Raw genomic sequence first — 21,771 nt, 5'->3', positions numbered from 1 at the left:
AAATCAAACAAAAAAGCAATTCTTTATATATTAGATAATAATCTAATATGAACATTGACATTTATCTAATAATTGTTATAATTTTATATATACTGAATATATAATTAGATATTTATCTAACAAAGGAGGGGCGTTATGAAATATCAGACACTAAAAGATGAAAAAGCATTCTTGAAGTTAGCCATTGCCACTGGAATCAATCGTTTTGGTGACTCTATTGATGCTTTAGCTTTAACATGGCTTGTTTATGCAATCACTGGTAATGCTATGTATTCTGCCTTCAACTTTGGTATTAACTATTTACCAACTATTTTTTTGACACCTTTTATGGGAGCATTTATTGAAAAAAGAAATAAAAAAAGGCTCATGGCTTTAAGTGATTTTCTACGTTCATTATTAGCTATGCTCCTTATTCTTTTCTATATGTTTCAACAATTAAATGTTTATATCATTATGTTCACAACATTTATGATTTCTATTTTAGAAACCTTAAGAGTTCCTTCTTCTACACCAATGATTGCTTCTTTAGTTCCCAAGGAAAAATATGACATTGCACAATCTTTGCATACCTCACTATCTAAATCATTAGAAATTGTTGGTATGGGATTAGCTGGCATCTTATTAAATAGCTTTGGAATCATGATCACTTTTATTATTGATTGTCTTTCATTTATAGTCAGTGGACTTATGATTGGTCATATTCATTTTCATGATAATTCAAATATTCAAAAGCAATCAACGATTTCTTTATTAAAAGAAGGCTTTCACTATACCCAAACAAAACAGTCATTGATTTATCTTTGCTTGATTTGTTGTTGTATCAATGCATTTTTAGTTCCTATTAATGCCTTTTCCAGTGCATTAAGCGTTGAAGTTTATCACAGTGGTCCACAGATGGTTGCTTACTTATCAATGGGCTTTAGTATAGGAAGTGTTTTAGGAGCGACTCTTTATCCCTATATCAGTTCTTATATGAATGCTAAAAAAATGATACAATCTTTATTTGCTGGAGCGAGTTTTTTCTATATCACGTCTATACTTATCTCTTATATTCCTATCACAATAATCAAATCTTTGTTTATTATGACACTGGCTATTCTATTTGGTATGATTGTTGTTTTTGCTAATATGTATGGTCAAATCATGGTTTTACAAAAAGTACACTCAAGTTATTTAGCACGTTTTAGTGCGATTATGAATTCTTTTGGTGTTTCTACCATTCCTCTTGTCTCATTTTTTATGAGTTTCATGAGTTCTTTATTTTCTATTCAAAATATTTTTATTTTTACAGGAATATTTGTTATGATAATAGGAGGAATTCTATTATATAACTCTATTGATGAGGTGATTGATCAAGATGAAAAAGACAATATATAATGAACCTTTATGGTATAAGGAATGGAGAGATTTAGGATTTGAATGTGTGAATGGTCCAAAAGCCATTTCATTAGATATCAAACAAAAAAATGAACACTTTCAAAATCTAAAAAAACAACATGATGTATTAGTTAGAAAAGCTAAAAAAATAAAAAATCTGCAAACTTATTTTCAATCATATCAATTAGATAATAATGAAATTTTATGTTTGGCTGATTTTATTTTAAATGCATTTTTCTTTGTGAGTGAATTTCCAAAACATCATATGCAAGAAGAACTCATTCAAAAATTTACACATTTTGATACAAAGGAATTAAGAGAAGATACTTTAAAATTTATTGATTTTCAAAATGATTATATTGAAAGTATTAGAAAATTATCTATTGATAATGAAGCAAAATTGGATTTGATTGAAACACTTTATCATCCTAATAAAATGATTCATGGATTATTTGAGATCTTTAAACAGTTTCAAGAGATTTATCAATCTATTGATTATAATCCTATGCTTTTTAACTGTACTCACAATATCAATCAAGATGACTTAAATCAATTTTTTGGACATATTGGTTTAAAAATAGATGAAACACCTATCTCTATTTATCCTACTTTTGTTAATTACAATGGGCTTATATTAATGGTTGAAGATTATCATTATATTTTATTGATAGGAGCAGGTCTAGAAAATACAGCATTAACTTCATATCATGAATCACGTAGTGAACAACAAAAATTAGAATACTTTTTAAAAGTCTTAAGTGATAAATCCAAGTTTGAAATTTTAACTTTGTTGAAAAAGAAATCTATGTATGGTCATGAACTTGCGAAAGCTATGAATCTCAAAACTCCAACAATCTCTTATCATATGGATGCTTTGTTGGATGGAGATTTTATTCGTATTAGAAAAGAGAATAATCGTATTTATTATTCATTAAATGAAGCAGAAATTGAACATATGATTCAATATTTACATCAAAAACTATTAAAAGAATAAAAGTAAACCCCGTTATTTGTCTATTTTCATAACGGGGTATTTTAAACTTATCCTTTTTTTAGCCCTAATAAATATTCCTTATTCGCATGAGGATCATCACTAATAAATTTTGCCCATTGATACTGATGTGTCTTTTTAGCACATTCTAGAAGATATGTCTGATATTCATTGATTCTTTTGATTAACATCTGCTCACAGTCATCAATACCATACCTTCTGACAATAGCTGTTAATTCATAGACAACCAGTCCAATTGCATGTGTTTCTACATGAATTGTTCCACAACCCTGTCCAACAGCATGGCATAAAGCCTGATCTGATACATCTGTTATATCTTTAGCCATTGCATGTACAGCAAGTATAGCTTTTTTGGCTTCTGGCATTTTGATATCTCCTCTTGCCCATTGACGTGTTTTTTCAATAGCGACTCTAGGTCGATTGTCATCTGGATATTTATTTTCTAATGTGATGACGATTTCTTCTACAAATTTCATTGCCCACAAAACGAGGGTCTGATGAGATTGCTTTTTGATATCTGCCAGTAAGTCCTGTAAACAGGCACTTTCCCTTGAAAAAAGAATTTGATTTTTTCTTTTCCATTTGATTTTCATATCTGTTAAATCTATTTTATTCACTCTTTAACTCCCTGCCATTCATCATACCTTGACATGCCCATAGAATAATAAGCGCTAATATAAAATTCGTTGCTAATGAGGCCATTGAAAGCATAGTAAGAACCGTTGGCGTTAATGCATTTGTCATCATAAAAATCACTGTTAATATAACACTTGGTAAGGCACTGACAATCATAATCAACATACGCATCATGTTTTCAAAGACTTGTGTTGTACGACTTTTTAACAATCGTATTGTCAGCACACTGGCACTCATAAAGATAAAAATATAACCAAACATATTAATCAGATACATGAAAATGGTTAAAAATGTTTCATGATAATACATTCCCACAACAATAAAAGACAAAGTTCCAATGATGGATACTTTCATAAAAGTTGGAATCATCACAGCAATAAGCTTTTTATAAGGTTTATCAGGTATAAGATAGATCTGATAATTTTTTAATTCACCTACTAAATCACTGGTTTGCATCATCATAAATAACCAGATTATCATCATATAGATAAAGAAACCAAATCCTAAATCAGAAAAAATAGTTATAACCAAATAAATACCTATGGAAATAATATCATTCCATGAGATTATATTCCCTTTCTTTTTCATCAATAATAGATTTTTTGATAACACTGCATAAGCACCATCATAAAATCTTTTCACACTGGTTTTTTTCACTTTCACATTTCTTAAAGCATCCTGATTACCCGCTTTAAATTCTTTTAATTGTTTTGATAACTCTAATGAATCTTGTAATGCCTGTTCATAAAAATCACCTTTGTAAGTAATAAATAATAGATAGATAATGACTAAACTTATAACCAAAAGCAATAATCCTAAACAAACCATACCCATTTGAGATGTCACATAAGAAATCAAAGTCAACTTTAACCAACCAAAAACAGGTACAAAATAAAACAGTGGTGATTCAATAAAATCAATCATAATTGTTTGAATCCTTCCTGTTTCTAAATATGTCAGTCCTAAAATAATCACCAGCACAATCCCAAATATTCCTGCGATTATATAGTTTATCTTTTTATATTTTTGATCACCTATTGATAAAATATAGCTATAATCAATAAAAACAAGAAAGATCATAATAGTTAACATACTACCTAATAATGCTAGTCCTATAAATCCGAAATCTACACTGATTCCCATATTCATACCAATAAAGAAAATCAATGCAAAAAATGATAACAATATGGATTGCAAAAAGGTTTGAAATGTTAAGAATGTCATAATTTGCTTTTTATGAAAGGGTCCACTAAATAAGAAATAAGCATCTTCTCCAGAAAACAAAGCTTTTCTTGAAGAAAGCATCGTAGAAAATAACATTAAAGCCAAAAATCCAACAAATAATAAAATAGATGAATGCAATTCAAAATTCACAACCATATAACTTTGATCTTTTGGTAAAAATAAGAAACTATAAAATACAAAACCATATAAAAGGACAATAAAGATCGTAAAGATTGCACTTGATGGCTTCTTAAAGAGATTTCTCACTGTCGCTTTTGTTTTCATAAACCATAATAAACATAATGATTTCATACTATTCTCCTTCAGTTAATTCAAAGAAGTAATCTTTTAAGCTCTCTTCTTGAAGTTCATCTTTTTTGATTCTTTTGATAATATGTCCTTCTTTCATAATATATGCTTCATCAAAAATATCACTGACAATATCAATAATATGTGTACTGATTAAAACCGCACATCCATTATCAGCTATATTTCTTAATAATTTAAGTGTTTCTTCAATACTTGCTGGATCTAACCCCACCATTGGCTCATCCACCAATAATGCTTTTGGTTCAATCATAAAGGCCAATAACATACTTAATTTCTGTGTCATACCTTTACTTAATTCTTTGGCCATCTTCTTTCTTTTTTCAGTCAATTGAAATAATTCTAAATATTTTTCTGCTTTTTGTTTATAGTTTTCAATCTGATAGGCATGACCAATAAAATCAATATGTTCTTCAACAGTTAATAAATCATAGAGAACTGGTGTTTCTGGCACATATCCAAAACATCGTTTCGCCTCAATTGAGGCATTGTCATAACCACAAATGTCAATACTCCCCTCAAACTTTAAAAGATTCGCTATACTCTTAATTGTGGTTGATTTTCCTGCTCCATTAGGTCCTAATAGGATGGTAATCTTTCCACTTTCAGCAATCAGTTCAACATCATCGACTGCTTTAAAATCTCCATATTTTTTTGTCAGGTGTCGTATTTCTATCATATCATCCCTCCTCTTTCTTTTTTATTATATACCCCCCCTCCGATATTTTTGCAAGGGGCAAGCTGATAATTTTATTATAAGCTATCATAAATCAAATGTCATTGATTATCATATAAAAAAATCCTAACTTATCGTTAGAATCTTTTTTCATTAATTCATTTTCATCTCTATGATATCTACATTTTGATAATCAATATGATCATTGATGTCATAGACAATTTGACTCAGTACATAATATCCACCATTGATATAAATTTCAAAAATATGATAATCATAATAAATTTCTAAATCATAATGTCCATTTAATGGTGGTGTTTTATTCACATTACAAACTTTATCATGTTGAATGGAAACTTCCATTCTATCACAACATAAGCAATCATCCTGTATAAAAAGCTTCATGCCACCTAAACAAATTTGACTATTTGAGTATAATTTGACATGCATATAAAATGGTTCTTTCAAACTGACACTATCTACTTGACAATGGAAGTATTGTTGAACATGTGGATGTACTGACTGATAAACATGATCATTTTTATATTCAAAAACCCTTGGCAATATATATAATCCTGTCCATGATTCATTTTCAACTGGTTCTCGCATACGCATCCAAGCTAGCATTGTGCGCTGACCATTCTCATCTAGAAAAGTTTGAGGCGCATAAAAATCTAAACCATAATCCAGATACATATAATCTCCCTGTTTTGTAATTGTCATAGTCTCTTCATCAAATTTGACTGGCATTATAACAGCAACACTATCTGGCTGTGAATCTCGAATATGTTCTGGCGAAAAAATCATAAAGTATTGTCCATTGATTTCAAACAAATCAGGACATTCCCACATATCACCAATACGATCATCTAAAAAACGATTCTTATATGTAAAATGAACAGCATCTTCACTTTCATATAATAAAACTTCTCCACAATAGCCTGTTTCACTTGGAACTTTACTACCTACAATTAAAGCATATTTCCCATTTTTCATTTTCCACACTTTAGGATCTCTTGTATGTCTCACATCTCCTAAAGTTTTATCTTCTATAACATCAATAATCTTTTGTTTTCCATCCTTATTATCAAAATGAAAACCATCATCAGATATCATTAATGCCTGTGATGCAATCAAATCATCATCACTATATTGGATGTGTACATACTCAGGATTTTCTTTCGCATAGCGAATAGCCGTATAATAAAGATATAATTTTCCATCTTTTTCAATAGCTGAACCTGAAAAACAACCATTGCGATCATAAATTTTTGATGGATATAGGGCAATAGGGTAATGTTGGAAATGAATAAAATCTTTTGTCGTTGCATGTCCCCAATGCATTGTTCCCCAAAAATTTTCATATGGAAAATGCTGATAAAAAATATGATAATTTCCTTTATAATAAATTAAACCATTAGGATCATTAATCCAATGATATGGTGCTGTAAAATGTATTTTTGGTTTCATGATGTTTTCCTCCTTATATGTATCATATCATGTTTTGATTGACATGAAAAAGATTTATTTTTGACGAGACTGATTTGATACATTATTCTATAAAGTAGAAGTGATTCAAAAGGAGGTTATGATGTTGCAGGCTCTAGCAAGTGATATTGATCACACTTTATTTTTCCAAGAAAGAAATCCACAAATTTCAATTCAAGACTGTCAAGCTATACAAAATTATCAAAATCAAGGGTATCTCTTTGGTTTATGTAGTGGTCGTCCTTATCAGGGTGTTGTACACCTATCTGACCAGATTCACCCTGATTTCTATATTATAACAAGTGGAGCTCTTATTTTAGATCGTGCTTTACATGTAATTTATGAAAAGTTTATAGATCATCAAATACTACATCAGTTATTTTATCAATATAATCAGCATGCCCTGATTATTATTCATGCTAGTCATCATCTTACATATAAAACAGATAAAGAATTTGTAGAAGATGATTGTTATTTAATATCTGACCTTCAAGATTTTGAGGATTCTGCTTATGGAATTTCTTTGGTTTTTCATGATGAAACAACAGCATTACAAGAAACACAAAAAATAAATCAAACATTTAAAGAAATAGAAGCCTTTCAAAACAAAGATTCCATTGATATTGTGCCAAAGGGTTGTTCTAAAGGAGAGGCATTAAAAAGAGTTAAAGACTATTATCAAATAACTTCTTTAGCGGGTATTGGCGATTCTTATAATGATCTATCAATGCTGACAAATGTTGATATTCCTATCACTTTTGTTGATGCTCCTCAAACATTAAAAGATATTACCCAGTTTCATGTTTATAGTGTTGCTGAAGCGATTGCCAATTTAAAATGTTATAACAAAATAGAATGATGACTTCTTGTTATATGTTTAGCAAAATATATCTCTTTTATAATGAGAGATATACTTTTCTAAATGATAATTTTTTTCATGAAAATTAAAGTTCATATCTTATTTCTGCATATTTTTTTGATTTCATAAAAGCATATAGCTTTACGTGTATTGTTTTCTATAATAAAGGTATCAAGCAAACGAGTGAAAAAATGAATAAAATCGTATTTATTAATGTTGATGGAACATTATGAAACTATGAAAACAAATTACCTGAATCTGCTGCAATTGCCATCCAACAAGCTCATGTAATTGATGAACTTCTGAAACATCTTCATGCCAGTATAGAAGATACCCTAGCTTTTGGAGATGCTAAAATTGATATCCCAATGTTAGAATATTGCCACGTTGGTGTAGCCATGGGTAGTGGTGGTGAAGAAATCAAAGCTATGAAATGATAATTATAGTCAATAAGAATGATATAAGATTTTAAGGATTAAGTTAAGATACTGGTTCAATTGAAAATTGGTACCTTTTTGATTATATCAAAATAATTGATTCATCTTACTTTTTTAGATGAACTTATTTTTGATTTGACCCTTTAGTTAATACCCTAGTTTATATATCTTCTTTTTGAGCAATAAACTGTGTCAAATAAAATGGATTACATAATATATCTTTGTCTTTAGATACATCTTTTGAGTGAATAATATAGCGATTAAGAATTCTGTCAGAAAATTTAACATAAAATTCATCAATAGAAGTATGAACCTTATAATTTGATGATTTGACTTCAATAGGGCAAATCTTATTTTTCCTAGATAGTATAAAATCAATCTCATAATTTTTCTTTTGCTTAACATTAGAAAAAGTATAATAAAATAATTCATTTCCTGTTGACGTTAATATCTGTGCAACTGCATTTTCATATAAATAGCCTAAATTTGCAGAAAGTTTGTTATTCAATAATTTTTCATAGATAATGTTATCTGTAAAGTCTTTATCCTTAAATTGAAGTGTAACAAACAGTCCTGTATCGGCCAGATACAACCTGAATTTGTTTAAATCTTTATAAGCAGACAATCCTACATTAGGGTCATTTGCATGATATGCAACACTCACGACCTTAGAATCCTTTAGCTCTGAAATCATACTTAAAATAGAGTTATCAGTCGTTTTATATGAATTCAACATTTTCTTCGTTTGAAATCCTCTGGTGTTCTTGTTTAACTGGGATGGAATTGCTTCAAAAAGCATTGCCAATCTTCCAGTAGAATCAATTTTTCTAAAATCATCCTCATACAAATTTAGAATATCTCTTTTTACCATATCTACTTTTCTAAAATTATTCGTTGTAATGTATTCATTGACAGATTGTGGCATTCCACCTACCAGCATATATAAACGAAAATCACGCATCAACTTTCGATTCAGCCTGTCTCCAAAATTCTTCTTATTATCAAATACGCTTTTCAATAACTTCATAGTAGAATTATCATTCAAAGCCCAAAGAAATTCTTCAAAATCCATTGGATGCATTTGCAGTTTTCTTTCTTCACTTGGAATGAGAATATCTTTCACATTTTTTTTGATTGAAATCAATGAACCAGTTTCAATATAATCATATCTTCCATCCTTTACCAATGTCTTGATTGCTTGTCTTGCATAAGGACAAAGCTGTACTTCATCAAAAATAATAACAGACTTTCTTTCGATTAAGTCTACTTTATATTGCAATTGAAGTTGAAGAAAAAAATAATTCAAATCAGACATATCATCGAATAACTCTCTAATTTGTGCAGAAGCAATAGAAAAATCAATGAGGATATAACTATCATATTCCATCTTTGCAAATTCTTCTACTATAGTTGATTCCCAACACGGCGTGCTCCTTCAATAAGTAGGGCTGTCTTCCCATTTGATTCTCTTTTCCACTCTTTTATTTTTTCATAAATTTTTCGCTTAAACATTGGCAAATTCCTCCTATAAATTTATTATATCCAAAAATCGCAATAAAATTTCTACATAGCCCTCCAAAAATCGCACTGATTTTCTCCTACTAAAAAAGAAATTTGAGTGTTGGATTTTGTCCCTCCTCTCTATTTTTGATAGTGTCGTTAAAAATGCGAGTTTATTCAATGTAGATAGTTCTTATTATCTTCTAATACATCTTATATATTTTTCTTCAAATCCAGCACATTTCAAGATTAATTCTAAATAGTTTTTCATGAAATATGTTTTCATTAATATAAAAAGGACGCATTTATTAACGTCCTTTGTAAATCTCTATCTTCATAACTCCTCAATTATTTGGTGTGTGATTGACCTCACAATAATATAAATTCCAGTCATTGTATAGCCTTTGTCATTCTAGATGTCCATTTACATTAACTCTACTTTATGACATCTTCTTTTATTGTGCTTTTAAATAATCAATCACTTCATCTAATGAATCAATAATTTTGGTCACTTTTTCAACGAATTGTGGCTCAGGATATTTCATATCAGGGACACAAATCACATCAATACGTCCATCATATGCTGCTAAAATACCTGCCTCACTATCTTCTAAAACCAAAGCTTCTTCTGGTTTGACATCGAGTTTTTGACATGCTGTTAAAAAGATTTCTGGATGAGGTTTACCATGAGTCACTTCATCACCACAAATGGAATCATCAAAGTATTCCGTTAAGTTCCCATTTTTAAGAATTTCGTCTACACGTGCTCTCCCACTTGATGTTGCCACAATTGTTTTATAATTATTGGCTTTTAAGTATTCTAATAATTCTACTAATCCTTTTTTCTTAGGAACATATTGTCTTAAACTTTCATCAATCCATACATGAACATCATCCCATACTTCATCCATTGGAAAATCTTGACCATAATGATCAATAAATACCTGACAGATTCCCTGCTTATTTTTACCCAAGCAATTTCTATATAATTCTTCTGTAAAATCATGGTGTCCTAATTGCGCCAATTTTTTTACATATTCATTATATGTCACTCTTTCACTATCAATCATCAAACCATCCATATCAAATATAACTGCTTTTTTCATCTACATTCACTTCCTCTTTCCTTATTCTAGCATATCTTCATATTCAAGAACAAGAAAAGTTATGAACTACTCTGTTTTTAAATGCTTATGCATAAATCTTCTAAATGAGAATGTATTTGTTATTGTTGTGATTAAATCTGAAAGAGGTTCAGCTAACATAACCGCAAAAACACCATCTGATATAAATATTGGTAAGATATAGATGAGTGGTATTAATAAGATAATCTTTCGATAAAAAGCAAAGAAAAATGAAATCTTACCAAATCCAAGTGATGTATATGATTGTTGATAAGTTGAGTTCGCTCCCATAATAATGAAACCAAAGATATAAACTCTTAGCATACGACTTGCTAATTCAATTAACTCTGGATCATTAGAGAATAACTGTACAAATACTTGTGGTACAAATTCCATCAACAAAACACCCACAATAGAATAAATTAATGATACTTTCATAGCTAAAGAGATAGCTTTTTTAACACGATCATATTGTTTAGCCCCATAATTATAACTGATAATAGGCTGTGTTCCTTGTGCAATACCTTCCATTGGTAATTGGAGAATCTGATTCATAGATAGCATAATTGTCATAGAACTGACTGCTAAATCTCCCCCAAAGAATAAAAGTTGACGATTAAAGGAAACTTGCAGTATGCCTTCAGTTGCACTCATAAAGAAAGGAGAAAAACCTAAACCTAAGACTCTTTTCATGATATCTAAATCAAATTTAAAATATTCTTTTTTGATTTGGATAGTTGTTTTCTTTCCTAATAAAAACTTCATAACCCAAACACATGAAACAAATTGAGAAATCACAGTTGCAATTGCAGCTCCTGCAACATCCATGTGTAAACCAAAAATAAAGATAGGATCAAGAATAATATTCAAAACACCACCAATAAGTAATGTAAACATTCCATATTTTGCAAAACCCTGTGCATTGATAAAATAATTTAGACCAACACTCAATTGAACAAAGACCGTTCCTAAACAATAAATAGAAAGATAGTCCATAGCATAAGGTAATGTATTCTCACTGGCTCCAAATAACATTAAAATATCTTCACCAAAAATTAACAGGACTGCCATAATAATAAGTGAAGAAATCACCAAACTAAAGACACAGTTTCCAAGTATCTTTTCAGCAATATCCATTCTCTTTTCACCCATTCTAATAGATGCCAAAGGAGCTCCGCCTCTTCCAAATAAATTGGTAAAAGCTGTAATAATTGTAATAATAGATGTACATAATCCAATCCCTGCAATGGCTAAAGCACCATCAGCTAACTGTCCAATATATATTCTATCTACCATATTATAGATAAGCGTTGCCAGTTGAGCAAGAATAGAGGGGATCGCAAGTGAAAGTAATAATTTTGATATTTTCTCATTTTCCAGTCTTTCATTCATGTTGTCCACCTCCTAAATTATGATAAACCTGTTGTAAAATTTCATGATATTTGACAATATCTTCCTGTGAAATATTCTGATATGCCTGTTCATCAAAAGCATGTTGAATATTTTGAATTTTTTTAACTAACTCATCTGCCTTTTTTTCAACACATAAAATATTCCAACGTCTATTGACAGGATCAGGATTTCTTGTCACTAAGCCTCGTTTCACCAACTTTTCAATAGCTAATGAGACATGTCCTTTAGAAATACCACGCACATTGACAATATCTTGTGCATGATTATATTCTGGATTATTTGCTAAAAAAGCCAAGACATCAATTTCAACTTGTGTCATCTGATACTCTTTTAACAATTCATCAAATAATGAATTATACTTTTTAATGATATAAGGGTGCATTCCCAGTGAAAAAAACTTTTGAATTCCCTTTTCTGTTTTGATTTTCATAGTTCTCTCCTTAACTGTTTTATTTTAAACAGTTATATAGTAAACCTATTATTCCATGCCTGTCAATATCTTTTTAACAAAACACATGCTTTGACTTTTGATATTAAACTTGTTATAGTAAAAATGGTGATAAAAATGAATTTATATGATATAGAAGTTATAAATAGTCATAATCAAAAAGAATCCTTATCAAAATATAAAGGTCAAGTTTTGTTAATTGTCAATACTGCCACAGAATGTGAATTTACAGAACAGTATGATCATTTAGAAGATTTATATGAAAAGTATCATGAAAAAGGCTTTACAATCTTAGATTTTCCATGTAATCAGTTTGGTGAACAGGCCCCAGGTACAATGGAAGAAATCATGTCTTTTTGTGCCGATACTTATGGTGTCAGTTTCCCTCAATTTGCTAAAATTGATGTGAATGGTCCATTAGAATCTCCCGTATATACATATTTGAAAGAACAACAAAAACCTGAGTTATCAAAAAGGATTGAATGGAATTTTACAAAATTCTTACTTGATCAAAATGGTCATGTTGTTGAAAGATTTGAACCATTAGTCACACCCTATGAAATTGAAGATAAAATCATTGAACTTCTTTAGTACAAACAGTTTAAAAAGATATTATTCAACGTTAAAAAGGTTTACTTAAACACAAGTAAGCCTTTTAAATATCAGATTTATCTTTTCAATCAAATAATTTTAAATAAATTTTTTCATCGCACTCTTTAAAAACATTAAAAATAACTTTTTCAATTGTAGAATGTTGAAGATATTCATGAACTGTCTTGAATGTGATTTTCGCTGCATGTTCATTGGGAAAATGAAAAACACCCGTTGAAATACAACAAAATGCTATTGATTGAAGCTGATACTTTTCTGCTAATCTTAGACAGCTTTCATAACATGATGCCAGTAAAACCTCATCTTTATGGGTAACCGCTCCTGTTACTATTGGACCTACAGTATGCAAAATATATCGAGAAGGCAAATTATAAGACTTCGTTATTTTTGCTTGACCTGTTGGTTCTAAATAGCCTTGTCTTTGCATAAGATGATGACATTCATTTCTGAGTTGTACTCCAGCAAATGTATGAATGGCATTATCAATGCATTGATGTCCAGGTACGAAGCATCCTTCCATTTGATTATTAGCAGCATTAACAATGGCATCTACTTTTAATCTTGTAATATCCCCTCTCCATAAAAGAATACGATCAGAAGCCTCGTCAAAAGAAACAACGCCCTTTTTCGCATTTTCTTCTTGTAACATAACATCTTGAATATTTAAGAATGTCTGTGAAACTGATTTAGCTTCCCTGATATTCACTAAAGCACGATAAAGCGCAAATAACTCATCATGACCTTGAGGTAAGTCTATATGCATATTGTTTTCATCTAATAAATATTGAATTAAATAGATTAATCTTTCATTTTGTGTCATGCTCATTCCTCATTCCTCATTTCATTCGCTACAGAATTTAAAATATTATGGATATCTCTTTGAATTAAGATAGATTGTTTGTGAATGTTTTCAGGGCAATAGAGATCATCTAAATTTATACTGATATATACTGCATTCTTATTTTGAGATACATAATTCCAAAATGGATATTTTATAATCACTGGTGTGTTGGCTCCTATACCTAATTCTAAATATAATACCTTTCTATGTTGATGTTTTTGAAGAAAGTTTTGATAACGTTGTTGTGCCTGATACCATCCTTCATCTTGTACAAATGTCTGATCACATCTTAAATTCATTGTCATTGGTGCTCCACAACGAGGACAATATGGAATGAGTTGAGATGGAATCTTCATATTTTTTTGTTGCTTTAACATAGCTTTTGCTATATCTTCATTATCATAAGTCTGCTGATGACAAGGCTTAGAACATTGCCATAAACCATAATCTCCTTGTGTATAAAATAATCTTGTCTTATCAAAGCCATTTTTTTGAAACTGATGATCTACATTTGTCGTTATAACAAAATAGTCTTTGTCTTTAATGAGTTCTAAAAGAATCTGATAAGTCTTTTTAGGAGAATCAATATAGCGATTATAATAAATATGTCTAGACCAGTAAGCCCAGTATTCTTCTAATGTCTCATACGGATAAAATCCTGCTGAATACATATCACGTAAATGATATGTATCAATAAAATCCTTAAAATAAGTTTCAAATCTTTCTCCAGAGTATGTGAGTCCAGCTGAAGAAGATAAACCTGATCCCGCCCCTATAACAATAGCATCACATGATGTCATGATTTTAACAATTTGTTTGATAAGCATATCTTTATTTTTCATTTTCTCCACCTTTTGATAATCGCATGTACGGGACAGACTTCCTGACATTTTCCACAATGCAAACAATGATGTTGTTCAATCATAAAAGATTGACTTGATAAATGAATACATTTTTGGGGACAGATATCATAACACATTTGACAATTGATGCACTTGTCTGTAATTATATAGCCTTCATTTTCTATCGTCATTCCTACCGTAAAGCTTTGCCTATATATAGGTTTTCGACTTAAATCAAAGTATTCTCCTTTGCTTTCATATATTTGAAAGACCTCTAAAACATCCCTTGATTCAGGAGTATAAATCTGATTCATATAAGGATTCTTTACAAAAATATCCTCTCATTTATCATGACCTATATTTTTGACTTTTCCATTTAAAGAAACAGCAACTGCAGATAACGTATCTTTACCTTTGATTCCTGTTAAAGCAATATGGGGATGTTTCATTAATCTTTGATAAAAAGACTTCCCTTTTGCGGTTAAGAAATACAAATAATCATCCTCTAACACCATCATATCAATAGCACAGGTATACGGCATTCCCTGATCATCTATAGTTGCTATAACAGTTGTATGAATATCTTCCTGTAAAATTTTCAGTATTTCATGTGTCGTCATATTGAAACTCCTTTATGATTTTAAAATTTATAACACTTTTAATGTAACAAAAATCATTACAACCCTCACACAAAATATATCACTCTTTAGTTGTAATCTCAATAGTTACAACTATAACAAAAAAAAGAAATGCCTGATAGCATTTCCTAATCTTCTTTGATTCCTCGCATATATGGATTTGTATATAAAGAATAAACAAGCTGTATGCACATCACACACCATATAACGGGTTCACAGAATATAACTGCCATATATTGGAATTGAGGGATAAAAATAAATACAAATATAATTTTTCCTACAAATTCAATAATACTTGATATCAATGGTAATAATTTCTGTCCTAATCCCTGCAATGCATAACGTGTTTGCATCAAAACTCCTAATACTGCATAGAATGGTCCCACAATTGTTAAATAAAGTGTTCCATTATCTAAAACTACACTTTCACTAGAACCTGAAATTAATTTTACAAGTGATGACCCAAATAATAGAATAATGATAGTCACAATAGCTGCCATAACAACATCATAAATATAAGCATATTTCATCGCTTTTTGAATTCTTTCGCGCTGATTTGCTCCTCTATTTTGTGAGACAAATGTTGAGATTGCAAGCGCCATAGCTGTAAAAGGCATATTAAAGAACATATAGAGTTTTCTGGCTGCTGTATGTCCTGCAATAATCAGATATCCTAAATTGTTGATTCCATACTGAAGAATGACTGATCCTGCAGAAACAATACTACTCATAAATCCCATTGAAAAGCCTTGTCCTAATAATTCTTTATATAATTCTTTATCGACTACAAAATGTTTTTTTGATGGTAATAAGATCTGTGTCTTTTTGAAAATATAAATAATACATAATATAACTGATACACCTTGAGAAATAACCGTTGCGACAGCTGCACCCTGAATTCCCATATTGAGTTGTGTAATAAAGAAAATATCTAATACAATATTTAATAAAGATGAGACGATAAGGAAAACAAGTGGCATCACACTATTTCCAATGGCTCTCATTAAACCAGCACAGAGATTATAAGCAAACATAACAACAATGAATAAAACAATAACTGAAATATAACTATATGCTTCCTGAATAATATCTACTGGTGTATTTAATAATTCAAGTAAAGGATGTAAGCATATCATTCCTATTGTTGTTAAAGCGATAGAAACAATCAATCCAATAACAATAGAACTTGCTACTGATTTTTTTAACAGTTCTCGATCTTGCGATCCAAAACTTCTGGCTGTAACAATTGCCAATCCATTACCTATTCCTAATGCAAACCCTACTAACAAGTCATAAATAGATGTACATGATCCAATAGCAGCTAATGATACATCACCTAAATAATTTCCAACAACCATTGTATCGACAGTATTATATAATTGTTGGAACACATTAGAAACAAGTAATGGAAGAGCAAAAGTAATCAATGATTGAAATATAGGTCCATGAATCAGATCAACATCAGCCTGAAAAAAGCTTTTTCTTTTTGCACCTTCCATATGTCTACCTCTATTCAGTCACATTACGATTGATAATTTCTACTAATGTAAAAATTCCATCTTCGTATTCATATTTTAAAATACAGCAGTTATAAAATCTTTCTGTTTTCTTTACTTTTGCATATTCTTCCCATGCACGATAGAACTGAGCACAAGCCCCACCATGAGAAACGGCTAAAACGACTTCATGATCTTCTTTATTCATGATTTCAGTTAATGTGCTTGACATTCTTTCTCTTAATTCCATTTCACCATCTCCACCAAATCCTTTGAAGAAATCTCCATATGGTAAAGGTGGATTCAAACACTCATCTTTTCCTTCAAAAACACCAAAATTCCATTCTTTTAAACCTTTCACTCTTGTATAAGGCATCTGATAATCAGTAACGATTTCTAAAGTGTCACAAGCTCTTTCTGATGTAGAAGAATAAGCATGATCAAATGTAATATGATTATTTTTAAAATATTCACCTGCGATCTTTGCCTGTTTCATTCCTAGTTCTGTTAAAGGGGCATCACACCATCCTTGTATCTTGTGTTGAACATTAAATAAAGTTTGTCCATGTCGCATTAAATAAAGTGTTTTTTTCATTTTTCTGTTCCTCCCTGATGATTTGATTTCACTATATCTTTTAATGTGATTTTTGGATGACGATATCTTGCATTTGGATTCTTATCAAACTTCAACGCAATCGCATGAAATGGGCAGTTTTGTACACATGCCAAACAAAAATCACATGTTTTTGACTTTCTTTGAGCTTTTCCATTAACCATTTGAATATTACCAATAGGGCAGACTTGCTCACATATTGTACATCCCGCACACTGATCTGTTATTTGAATTGTTTCTCCATTATTCAATTCAGGATAATCCGTAAATCTTTTTGTCACCATTTGGTAAACTTCCTGGCTTTCTTTCGTTGGTTGAGGTATATCCTTTTCTTGAGCTTCAAGTCTAGCTTTCGCTTCTTGAATTTGCTCATCTACATGCTTATTGATAGCCATCTGTTCTTCCATATCGAATGAAGGTAAATAATTATCAACCATTTTAATTGTTTGAATAAAATCAACATGTATTCCATGCTCTTTACAAAAGTTTTCACTCCATACACCAGCTACTGTATCTCTATTTCCATAAGTCAATAACATATAAAAATAAGGTGTATCAAATTTGGCTTTTGCTAAAAAACGTCTAACAGTTTGAGGAAGCTCTCCAGCATAAATAGGAGCGACAATCCCAATCTTATCAGCTTTATATCGTAAATCTTCTTTTTTCAATTCCTGTGGAATACTGTAAAGATCTTCTTCAATCTGTCTTGCTACATATAAACAGTTTCCTGTTGCCGTATAATAAAATATCATGTTTCTACCTTCTTTCCAATGATATTGTAAGCATTTTTATTGTTTTTGTACAATATCAATATGGAAATCTGCTATAATGAAATAGAATAGTGAGGTCCTCATATGATAGAATTAGAACAACTACAACATTTAGTTACATTTCAAGAATGTCAGACATTATCCAAGGCAGCTAAACAGCTTCATATATCACAACCTGTTTTAACACGTTCTATGCAAAAATTAGAAGAAGAGTTAGAAGTCAATTTATTTAACAGAACTAAAAATAAAATTGCTTTTAATGAAACAGGTCTATTAGCTGTTTCTCTAGCAAAACGTATTTTAGATGATACAAAAGATATGAAAAAACAACTTGTAGATTTTGATAGAAAGCTACATACTTTTGCGATTGGTTCATGTGCGCCAGCACCATTATCTTATTTAAGTCGTAAATTTTCACAGTTCTATCCTCAAAGAACATTATTAACAGAAATTAAAGATATGCATATCTTAATCAAAGGTCTAAAGGAAAAAGACTATACAATCATTATCATGCCTTATGACATAGAAAATGAACAGATTGAAAGTATTCCATTTATGGAAGAACAATTATTTTTTTCTTTACCTCTAACGCATCCTTTAGCTCATAAAAAATCCATCTCATTAAAGGAAATGGATGGAGAGAAAATGTTATTAATGTCAAATATTGGTTTTTGGAATGATATGCATAAAAAAACAATGCCCCATACAAAATTTCTGATTCAAAACGATCGTTCTGTTTTCTATGATTTGGTAGAACTGTCTACATTACCTTCATTTACATCTGACTATGTTATGAAAACTGAAATCATGCCTCAAAATAGAGTGATTATTCCTATTTCAGATGCCCAGTCACATGCGACGTTCTACTGCTGGTATCTTAGAGAAAACGAATCTCAATTAAGAACTTTATTATATCATCTATAAAAAAGGATGAAATAGTTCCCAAATAACGGAATTCATTTCATCCTTTTCAATATCATATTTATTTTAACTTATTGTATTCTTCGTCACTTACTGGTTCTAACCATTCATTAGAAGCACCTTCTGCTGGTACAGAAATTGCAATATGTGCAAACCAGCTATCTTTAGCAGCACCATGCCAATGTTTCACTTCTGGAGGAATATCCACAGTATCACCTGGTTTTAATTCTCTAGCAGGTTTCCCCCATTCCTGATACCATCCTCTACCATCAGTAACCAGTAGAATTTGTCCACCTTTATGATGAATATGCCAATTATTGCGACAACCTGGTTCGAATGTGACATTACTTACTGGTAAACTTTCAGCAAGGGGCTGTAAATAACTTTGACCAATAAAATATTGAGCAAACGCTGTATTTTCTTCTCCAACGGGAAATAATGTTTTAACATCTTTCATACTCTTCTAACCTCCTATCTGCTTCTATTATATATCTACCAAACAAAAATATCTAATACCTATTTTTTATTATCAACAATGCTTAAAAAGCATTAACATTTGGCGACAAACTGATTAAAAATCTCCTGCATTTTTTGATCAGTTTTACACATATCTTCAGGATGAAATTGAACTGCTGTAATCGGTAAAGATATATGTTCAATAGCTTCAATCATCTGATCTTCACTGTATGCGACAGCTTTTAATCCCTTTCCTAAATGATCAATAGCTTGATGATGAAAACTGTTCACATATCCTCTATCTTGAAAGATAGGATATAAAAAACTATTTTCTTGAATGTTTATTGTATGACTTGCACATTCTCTTCTTTCTTTTTGAGAATGTAAAAGTATTTTCTGTGGAGCATAAGATAAATCTTGATAAAGCGTTCCACCAAAAGCTACATTAATCACTTGAAGTCCTCGACATACACCGAAAATAGGTATATTTTTTTGTGTTGCTTTTTTTATCAAGGCAATCTCATATAAATCTCTAGGATAATCTGTTTCACCTAATAAGGGTAATGGATTTTCATGATAGAGTAATGGATTGACATCACAACCACCAATAATCATTAAACCATCAATCATATCTAATTGCATATCTATATCTTCAATAGGAACAGGCGGCAATAAAACTGGGATTCCTTGTGCTGCAATAATAGCCTGTAAATAATCTTGTTTAATAAAAAGTATATATTTATCATTTTGTAGTTCTTCACTACATGTTATTCCAATTCTCTTTTTCATACTTTTCTCCTTTCTTCTTTTATATCAATTCAATATATCATAAAAATCATATCTTATACATAAATATGATTTACAATATTTTATTCACTTTTTATTTGAATATGAATACATGCAAAAAGCCAGCTAATGCTGACTTTTATTTTTCAAAATGCTGTGCTACTTTTTGTAAGTCTTCAATAATTGGTAAATGTTGTGGACATACATTCTCACATTGTCCACATCCAATACATTCACTTGCTTTACCAAAAGTCTTTGTCAAGTTATTGTAGTATTCACCTTGAGGTGTCCATCCTTTTTCTTCTACTTCCTGTAAATCAGCATTGTATAATGAGAAATATTTAGGAATAGCTATATGCATTGGACATCCTTCTGTACAATATGAACATCCTGTACATGGAATAGCAATCGTAGAATTAATAATATCAACAGCCTGACGAATTAATTGATATTCATCATCATGAAGTGGCTGCATATCTTTCATATAGCTTATATTATCTTCTAATTGAGCCATATTAGACATCCCACTTAATACCATCATGACATTATCAAGACTTGCCGCAAAACGAATAGCCCATGAAGGTACTGACATATCTGGATGATATTCTTTATACATGTTTTCAACTTTTTCAGGAACTTTCGCTAATGTTCCACCTTTAACAGGTTCCATCACAATAACAGGTTTATGATATTTTGTTGCCACCTCATAACATTGACGAGATTGAACACCTACACTATCCCAATCCAAATAATTAATTTGTAATTGAACAAATTCAAATTCTGGATGTTCCTGTAATACCTTTTCTAGTAATTCTGGTCCATCATGGAATGAAAATCCAATAGTTTTAACCAATCCTTGTTTTTTCTTTTCTTGAATCCATGTAAAACAATCAAGCTTTTCATATGTTTCAATACTATGTGTATTAATATCGTGTAAAAGATAATAATCAAAGTATTCTACCCCAGTTTTCTTTAACTGTTCATTAAAGATTTTATCTCTATCTTCTTTTGTCTGAATAAAACCTGAATGTAATTTTGTAGCAAGTGTATAAGTCTGACGATCATGACGTTTCACTAATGCCTCTCTCGCTGCATTTTCACTATTAAATCCACAATACATCCACGCTGTATCAAAATAAGTAAATCCATTTTCTATAAAAGTATCTACCATTTGTTTCACTTGTTCAATATCAATCTTTGAAGGATCGTTTTCATCAAGTGATGGTAATCTCATTAATCCAAAACCTAATTTCTTTGTCATATCATTTCCTCCTA

24 protein-coding genes are annotated in these 21,771 nt (G+C 30.4%); 6 read left to right on the top strand and 18 right to left on the bottom strand.

Features of this window, described 5'->3' with window-relative positions; genetic code table 11:
- The first annotated feature begins 135 nt into the window (after nucleotides 1-135).
- Both ACESR5_RS07810 and ACESR5_RS07805 read left to right on the top strand, forming a co-directional pair.
- Complete coding sequence (locus ACESR5_RS07810; RefSeq protein ID WP_373154979.1) at nucleotides 136-1,377, top strand: MFS transporter; 1,242 nt, start codon at nucleotides 136-138, stop codon at nucleotides 1,375-1,377.
- Nucleotides 1,358-2,371, top strand: coding sequence for an ArsR/SmtB family transcription factor (locus ACESR5_RS07805; RefSeq protein WP_373154978.1), 1,014 nt, complete (start codon nucleotides 1,358-1,360; stop codon nucleotides 2,369-2,371). Before ACESR5_RS07810 ends, ACESR5_RS07805 begins: the two co-directional genes overlap by 20 nt.
- 47 nt (nucleotides 2,372-2,418) lie before the next feature.
- Here ACESR5_RS07805 and ACESR5_RS07800 read toward each other — a convergent pair whose 3' ends face one another.
- The 4 genes from ACESR5_RS07800 to ACESR5_RS07785 form a co-directional block, all read right to left on the bottom strand.
- Nucleotides 2,419-3,006 (bottom strand): putative immunity protein, encoded by a 588-nt coding sequence (locus tag ACESR5_RS07800; protein ID WP_373154976.1) that lies wholly within the window; start codon nucleotides 3,004-3,006, stop codon nucleotides 2,419-2,421.
- Complete coding sequence (locus ACESR5_RS07795) at nucleotides 2,999-4,561, bottom strand: putative ABC exporter domain-containing protein (RefSeq protein ID WP_191340610.1); 1,563 nt, start codon at nucleotides 4,559-4,561, stop codon at nucleotides 2,999-3,001. The genes ACESR5_RS07800 and ACESR5_RS07795 overlap by 8 nt, the downstream gene beginning before the upstream one ends.
- A 1-nt stretch (nucleotide 4,562) precedes the next feature.
- Nucleotides 4,563-5,255 (bottom strand): ABC transporter ATP-binding protein, encoded by a 693-nt coding sequence (locus tag ACESR5_RS07790; RefSeq protein ID WP_087243664.1) that lies wholly within the window; start codon nucleotides 5,253-5,255, stop codon nucleotides 4,563-4,565.
- A gap of 150 nt (nucleotides 5,256-5,405) precedes the next feature.
- A complete protein-coding gene (locus ACESR5_RS07785) occupies nucleotides 5,406-6,722 on the bottom strand; it encodes a glycoside hydrolase family 32 protein (RefSeq protein ID WP_373154974.1) in 1,317 nt (438 codons plus the stop codon).
- 121 nt (nucleotides 6,723-6,843) lie between these two features.
- On the opposite strand from ACESR5_RS07785, the gene ACESR5_RS07780 reads away from it, so the two are divergent.
- The gene (locus tag ACESR5_RS07780; RefSeq protein WP_373154972.1) at nucleotides 6,844-7,599 is read left to right on the top strand and encodes an HAD-IIB family hydrolase; all 756 of its coding nucleotides are present in this window, start codon (nucleotides 6,844-6,846) and stop codon (nucleotides 7,597-7,599) included.
- A gap of 266 nt (nucleotides 7,600-7,865) precedes the next feature.
- A complete protein-coding gene (locus ACESR5_RS07775; protein WP_087243710.1) occupies nucleotides 7,866-8,036 on the top strand; it encodes an HAD hydrolase family protein in 171 nt (56 codons plus the stop codon).
- A gap of 160 nt (nucleotides 8,037-8,196) precedes the next feature.
- Here the strand turns inward: ACESR5_RS07775 and ACESR5_RS07770 are convergent, their stop codons facing one another.
- From ACESR5_RS07770 to ACESR5_RS07755, 4 genes are all read right to left on the bottom strand, one after another.
- A complete protein-coding gene (locus ACESR5_RS07770; protein ID WP_373154971.1) occupies nucleotides 8,197-9,423 on the bottom strand; it encodes an ATP-binding protein in 1,227 nt (408 codons plus the stop codon).
- A 568-nt stretch (nucleotides 9,424-9,991) separates the two neighbouring features.
- Nucleotides 9,992-10,642 carry an HAD family hydrolase gene (locus ACESR5_RS07765; protein ID WP_373154969.1) on the bottom strand — a complete coding sequence of 217 codons (651 nt, stop codon included), beginning with the start codon at nucleotides 10,640-10,642 and terminating at the stop codon, nucleotides 9,992-9,994.
- A gap of 66 nt (nucleotides 10,643-10,708) precedes the next feature.
- Nucleotides 10,709-12,052 carry an MATE family efflux transporter gene (locus tag ACESR5_RS07760; protein WP_168081092.1) on the bottom strand — a complete coding sequence of 448 codons (1,344 nt, stop codon included), beginning with the start codon at nucleotides 12,050-12,052 and terminating at the stop codon, nucleotides 10,709-10,711.
- Nucleotides 12,045-12,503 carry a MarR family winged helix-turn-helix transcriptional regulator gene (locus ACESR5_RS07755; protein WP_206080562.1) on the bottom strand — a complete coding sequence of 153 codons (459 nt, stop codon included), beginning with the start codon at nucleotides 12,501-12,503 and terminating at the stop codon, nucleotides 12,045-12,047. The genes ACESR5_RS07760 and ACESR5_RS07755 overlap by 8 nt, the downstream gene beginning before the upstream one ends.
- Before the next feature lie 135 nt (nucleotides 12,504-12,638).
- On the opposite strand from ACESR5_RS07755, the gene ACESR5_RS07750 reads away from it, so the two are divergent.
- Nucleotides 12,639-13,112 (top strand): glutathione peroxidase, encoded by a 474-nt coding sequence (locus tag ACESR5_RS07750; RefSeq protein ID WP_373154967.1) that lies wholly within the window; start codon nucleotides 12,639-12,641, stop codon nucleotides 13,110-13,112.
- Nucleotides 13,113-13,197: 85 nt separating this feature from the next.
- On the opposite strand, the gene ACESR5_RS07745 is transcribed toward ACESR5_RS07750, so the two are convergent.
- The 7 genes from ACESR5_RS07745 to ACESR5_RS07715 all read right to left on the bottom strand — a co-directional run bounded on the left by ACESR5_RS07745 (nucleotide 13,198) and on the right by ACESR5_RS07715 (nucleotide 18,315).
- Entirely contained in the window at nucleotides 13,198-13,959 is a 762-nt protein-coding gene (locus tag ACESR5_RS07745; protein WP_373154966.1) for a protein-ADP-ribose hydrolase, read from the bottom strand.
- Nucleotides 13,956-14,816 carry an NAD-dependent deacetylase gene (locus tag ACESR5_RS07740; protein WP_373154965.1) on the bottom strand — a complete coding sequence of 287 codons (861 nt, stop codon included), beginning with the start codon at nucleotides 14,814-14,816 and terminating at the stop codon, nucleotides 13,956-13,958. The genes ACESR5_RS07745 and ACESR5_RS07740 overlap by 4 nt, the downstream gene beginning before the upstream one ends.
- Complete coding sequence (locus tag ACESR5_RS07735; protein ID WP_373154963.1) at nucleotides 14,813-15,130, bottom strand: DUF362 domain-containing protein; 318 nt, start codon at nucleotides 15,128-15,130, stop codon at nucleotides 14,813-14,815. Before ACESR5_RS07735 ends, ACESR5_RS07740 begins: the two co-directional genes overlap by 4 nt.
- A 27-nt stretch (nucleotides 15,131-15,157) precedes the next feature.
- Nucleotides 15,158-15,436: a pyridoxamine 5'-phosphate oxidase family protein gene (locus ACESR5_RS07730; protein WP_373154961.1), complete on the bottom strand. Its 279-nt coding sequence runs from the start codon at nucleotides 15,434-15,436 to the stop codon at nucleotides 15,158-15,160.
- A gap of 146 nt (nucleotides 15,437-15,582) precedes the next feature.
- Complete coding sequence (locus ACESR5_RS07725; RefSeq protein WP_373154960.1) at nucleotides 15,583-16,953, bottom strand: MATE family efflux transporter; 1,371 nt, start codon at nucleotides 16,951-16,953, stop codon at nucleotides 15,583-15,585.
- A gap of 10 nt (nucleotides 16,954-16,963) precedes the next feature.
- Nucleotides 16,964-17,545 (bottom strand): histidine phosphatase family protein, encoded by a 582-nt coding sequence (locus tag ACESR5_RS07720; RefSeq protein WP_373154958.1) that lies wholly within the window; start codon nucleotides 17,543-17,545, stop codon nucleotides 16,964-16,966.
- The gene (locus ACESR5_RS07715) at nucleotides 17,542-18,315 is read right to left on the bottom strand and encodes an EFR1 family ferrodoxin (protein ID WP_373154957.1); all 774 of its coding nucleotides are present in this window, start codon (nucleotides 18,313-18,315) and stop codon (nucleotides 17,542-17,544) included. Before ACESR5_RS07715 ends, ACESR5_RS07720 begins: the two co-directional genes overlap by 4 nt.
- 102 nt (nucleotides 18,316-18,417) lie before the next feature.
- Here ACESR5_RS07715 and ACESR5_RS07710 point away from each other — a divergent pair, with 102 nt between their 5' ends.
- Nucleotides 18,418-19,257, top strand: a complete 840-nt coding sequence (locus tag ACESR5_RS07710) for a LysR family transcriptional regulator (protein WP_373154955.1) — start codon at nucleotides 18,418-18,420, stop codon at nucleotides 19,255-19,257.
- Between the two features lie 58 nt (nucleotides 19,258-19,315).
- Here the strand turns inward: ACESR5_RS07710 and ACESR5_RS07705 are convergent, their stop codons facing one another.
- From ACESR5_RS07705 to ACESR5_RS07695, 3 genes are all read right to left on the bottom strand, one after another.
- Nucleotides 19,316-19,711, bottom strand: a complete 396-nt coding sequence (locus tag ACESR5_RS07705; protein WP_087297622.1) for a cupin domain-containing protein — start codon at nucleotides 19,709-19,711, stop codon at nucleotides 19,316-19,318.
- 92 nt (nucleotides 19,712-19,803) lie between these two features.
- Nucleotides 19,804-20,499, bottom strand: coding sequence for a gamma-glutamyl-gamma-aminobutyrate hydrolase family protein (locus ACESR5_RS07700; RefSeq protein WP_373154953.1), 696 nt, complete (start codon nucleotides 20,497-20,499; stop codon nucleotides 19,804-19,806).
- 136 nt (nucleotides 20,500-20,635) lie between these two features.
- Nucleotides 20,636-21,757 (bottom strand): aldo/keto reductase, encoded by a 1,122-nt coding sequence (locus tag ACESR5_RS07695; protein ID WP_087243646.1) that lies wholly within the window; start codon nucleotides 21,755-21,757, stop codon nucleotides 20,636-20,638.
- Between the last annotated feature and the right edge of the window lie 14 nt (nucleotides 21,758-21,771).

The organism is Clostridium sp. AUH-JLR23, from assembly GCF_964238065.1.
In the GTDB taxonomy this organism is placed as follows: Bacteria; Bacillota_I; Bacilli_A; order Erysipelotrichales; family Coprobacillaceae; genus Allocoprobacillus; species Allocoprobacillus merdigallinarum.
The sequence above is the reverse complement of the archived record's forward strand: the minus strand, read 5'-3'. Positions and strand labels throughout refer to the sequence as shown.

Bases quoted from the DNA above. Each gene is read 5' to 3' on its own strand.
- ACESR5_RS07810 (WP_373154979.1), top strand. From the start codon at position 136: ATGAAATATCAGACACTAAAAGATGAAAAAGCATTCTTGAAGTTAGCC.
- ACESR5_RS07805 (WP_373154978.1), top strand. From the start codon at position 1,358: ATGAAAAAGACAATATATAATGAACCTTTATGGTATAAGGAATGGAGA.
- ACESR5_RS07795 (WP_191340610.1), bottom strand. From the start codon at position 4,561: ATGAAATCATTATGTTTATTATGGTTTATGAAAACAAAAGCGACAGTG.
- ACESR5_RS07790 (WP_087243664.1), bottom strand. From the start codon at position 5,255: ATGATAGAAATACGACACCTGACAAAAAAATATGGAGATTTTAAAGCA.
- ACESR5_RS07785 (WP_373154974.1), bottom strand. From the start codon at position 6,722: ATGAAACCAAAAATACATTTTACAGCACCATATCATTGGATTAATGAT.
- ACESR5_RS07780 (WP_373154972.1), top strand. From the start codon at position 6,844: ATGTTGCAGGCTCTAGCAAGTGATATTGATCACACTTTATTTTTCCAA.
- ACESR5_RS07770 (WP_373154971.1), bottom strand. From the start codon at position 9,423: ATGGAATATGATAGTTATATCCTCATTGATTTTTCTATTGCTTCTGCA.
- ACESR5_RS07765 (WP_373154969.1), bottom strand. From the start codon at position 10,642: ATGAAAAAAGCAGTTATATTTGATATGGATGGTTTGATGATTGATAGT.
- ACESR5_RS07760 (WP_168081092.1), bottom strand. From the start codon at position 12,052: ATGAATGAAAGACTGGAAAATGAGAAAATATCAAAATTATTACTTTCA.
- ACESR5_RS07755 (WP_206080562.1), bottom strand. From the start codon at position 12,503: ATGAAAATCAAAACAGAAAAGGGAATTCAAAAGTTTTTTTCACTGGGA.
- ACESR5_RS07750 (WP_373154967.1), top strand. From the start codon at position 12,639: ATGAATTTATATGATATAGAAGTTATAAATAGTCATAATCAAAAAGAA.
- ACESR5_RS07745 (WP_373154966.1), bottom strand. From the start codon at position 13,959: ATGAGCATGACACAAAATGAAAGATTAATCTATTTAATTCAATATTTA.
- ACESR5_RS07740 (WP_373154965.1), bottom strand. From the start codon at position 14,816: ATGAAAAATAAAGATATGCTTATCAAACAAATTGTTAAAATCATGACA.
- ACESR5_RS07735 (WP_373154963.1), bottom strand. From the start codon at position 15,130: ATGAATCAGATTTATACTCCTGAATCAAGGGATGTTTTAGAGGTCTTT.
- ACESR5_RS07730 (WP_373154961.1), bottom strand. From the start codon at position 15,436: ATGACGACACATGAAATACTGAAAATTTTACAGGAAGATATTCATACA.
- ACESR5_RS07725 (WP_373154960.1), bottom strand. From the start codon at position 16,953: ATGGAAGGTGCAAAAAGAAAAAGCTTTTTTCAGGCTGATGTTGATCTG.
- ACESR5_RS07720 (WP_373154958.1), bottom strand. From the start codon at position 17,545: ATGAAAAAAACACTTTATTTAATGCGACATGGACAAACTTTATTTAAT.
- ACESR5_RS07715 (WP_373154957.1), bottom strand. From the start codon at position 18,315: ATGATATTTTATTATACGGCAACAGGAAACTGTTTATATGTAGCAAGA.
- ACESR5_RS07710 (WP_373154955.1), top strand. From the start codon at position 18,418: ATGATAGAATTAGAACAACTACAACATTTAGTTACATTTCAAGAATGT.
- ACESR5_RS07705 (WP_087297622.1), bottom strand. From the start codon at position 19,711: ATGAAAGATGTTAAAACATTATTTCCCGTTGGAGAAGAAAATACAGCG.
- ACESR5_RS07700 (WP_373154953.1), bottom strand. From the start codon at position 20,499: ATGAAAAAGAGAATTGGAATAACATGTAGTGAAGAACTACAAAATGAT.
- ACESR5_RS07695 (WP_087243646.1), bottom strand. From the start codon at position 21,757: ATGACAAAGAAATTAGGTTTTGGATTAATGAGATTACCATCACTTGAT.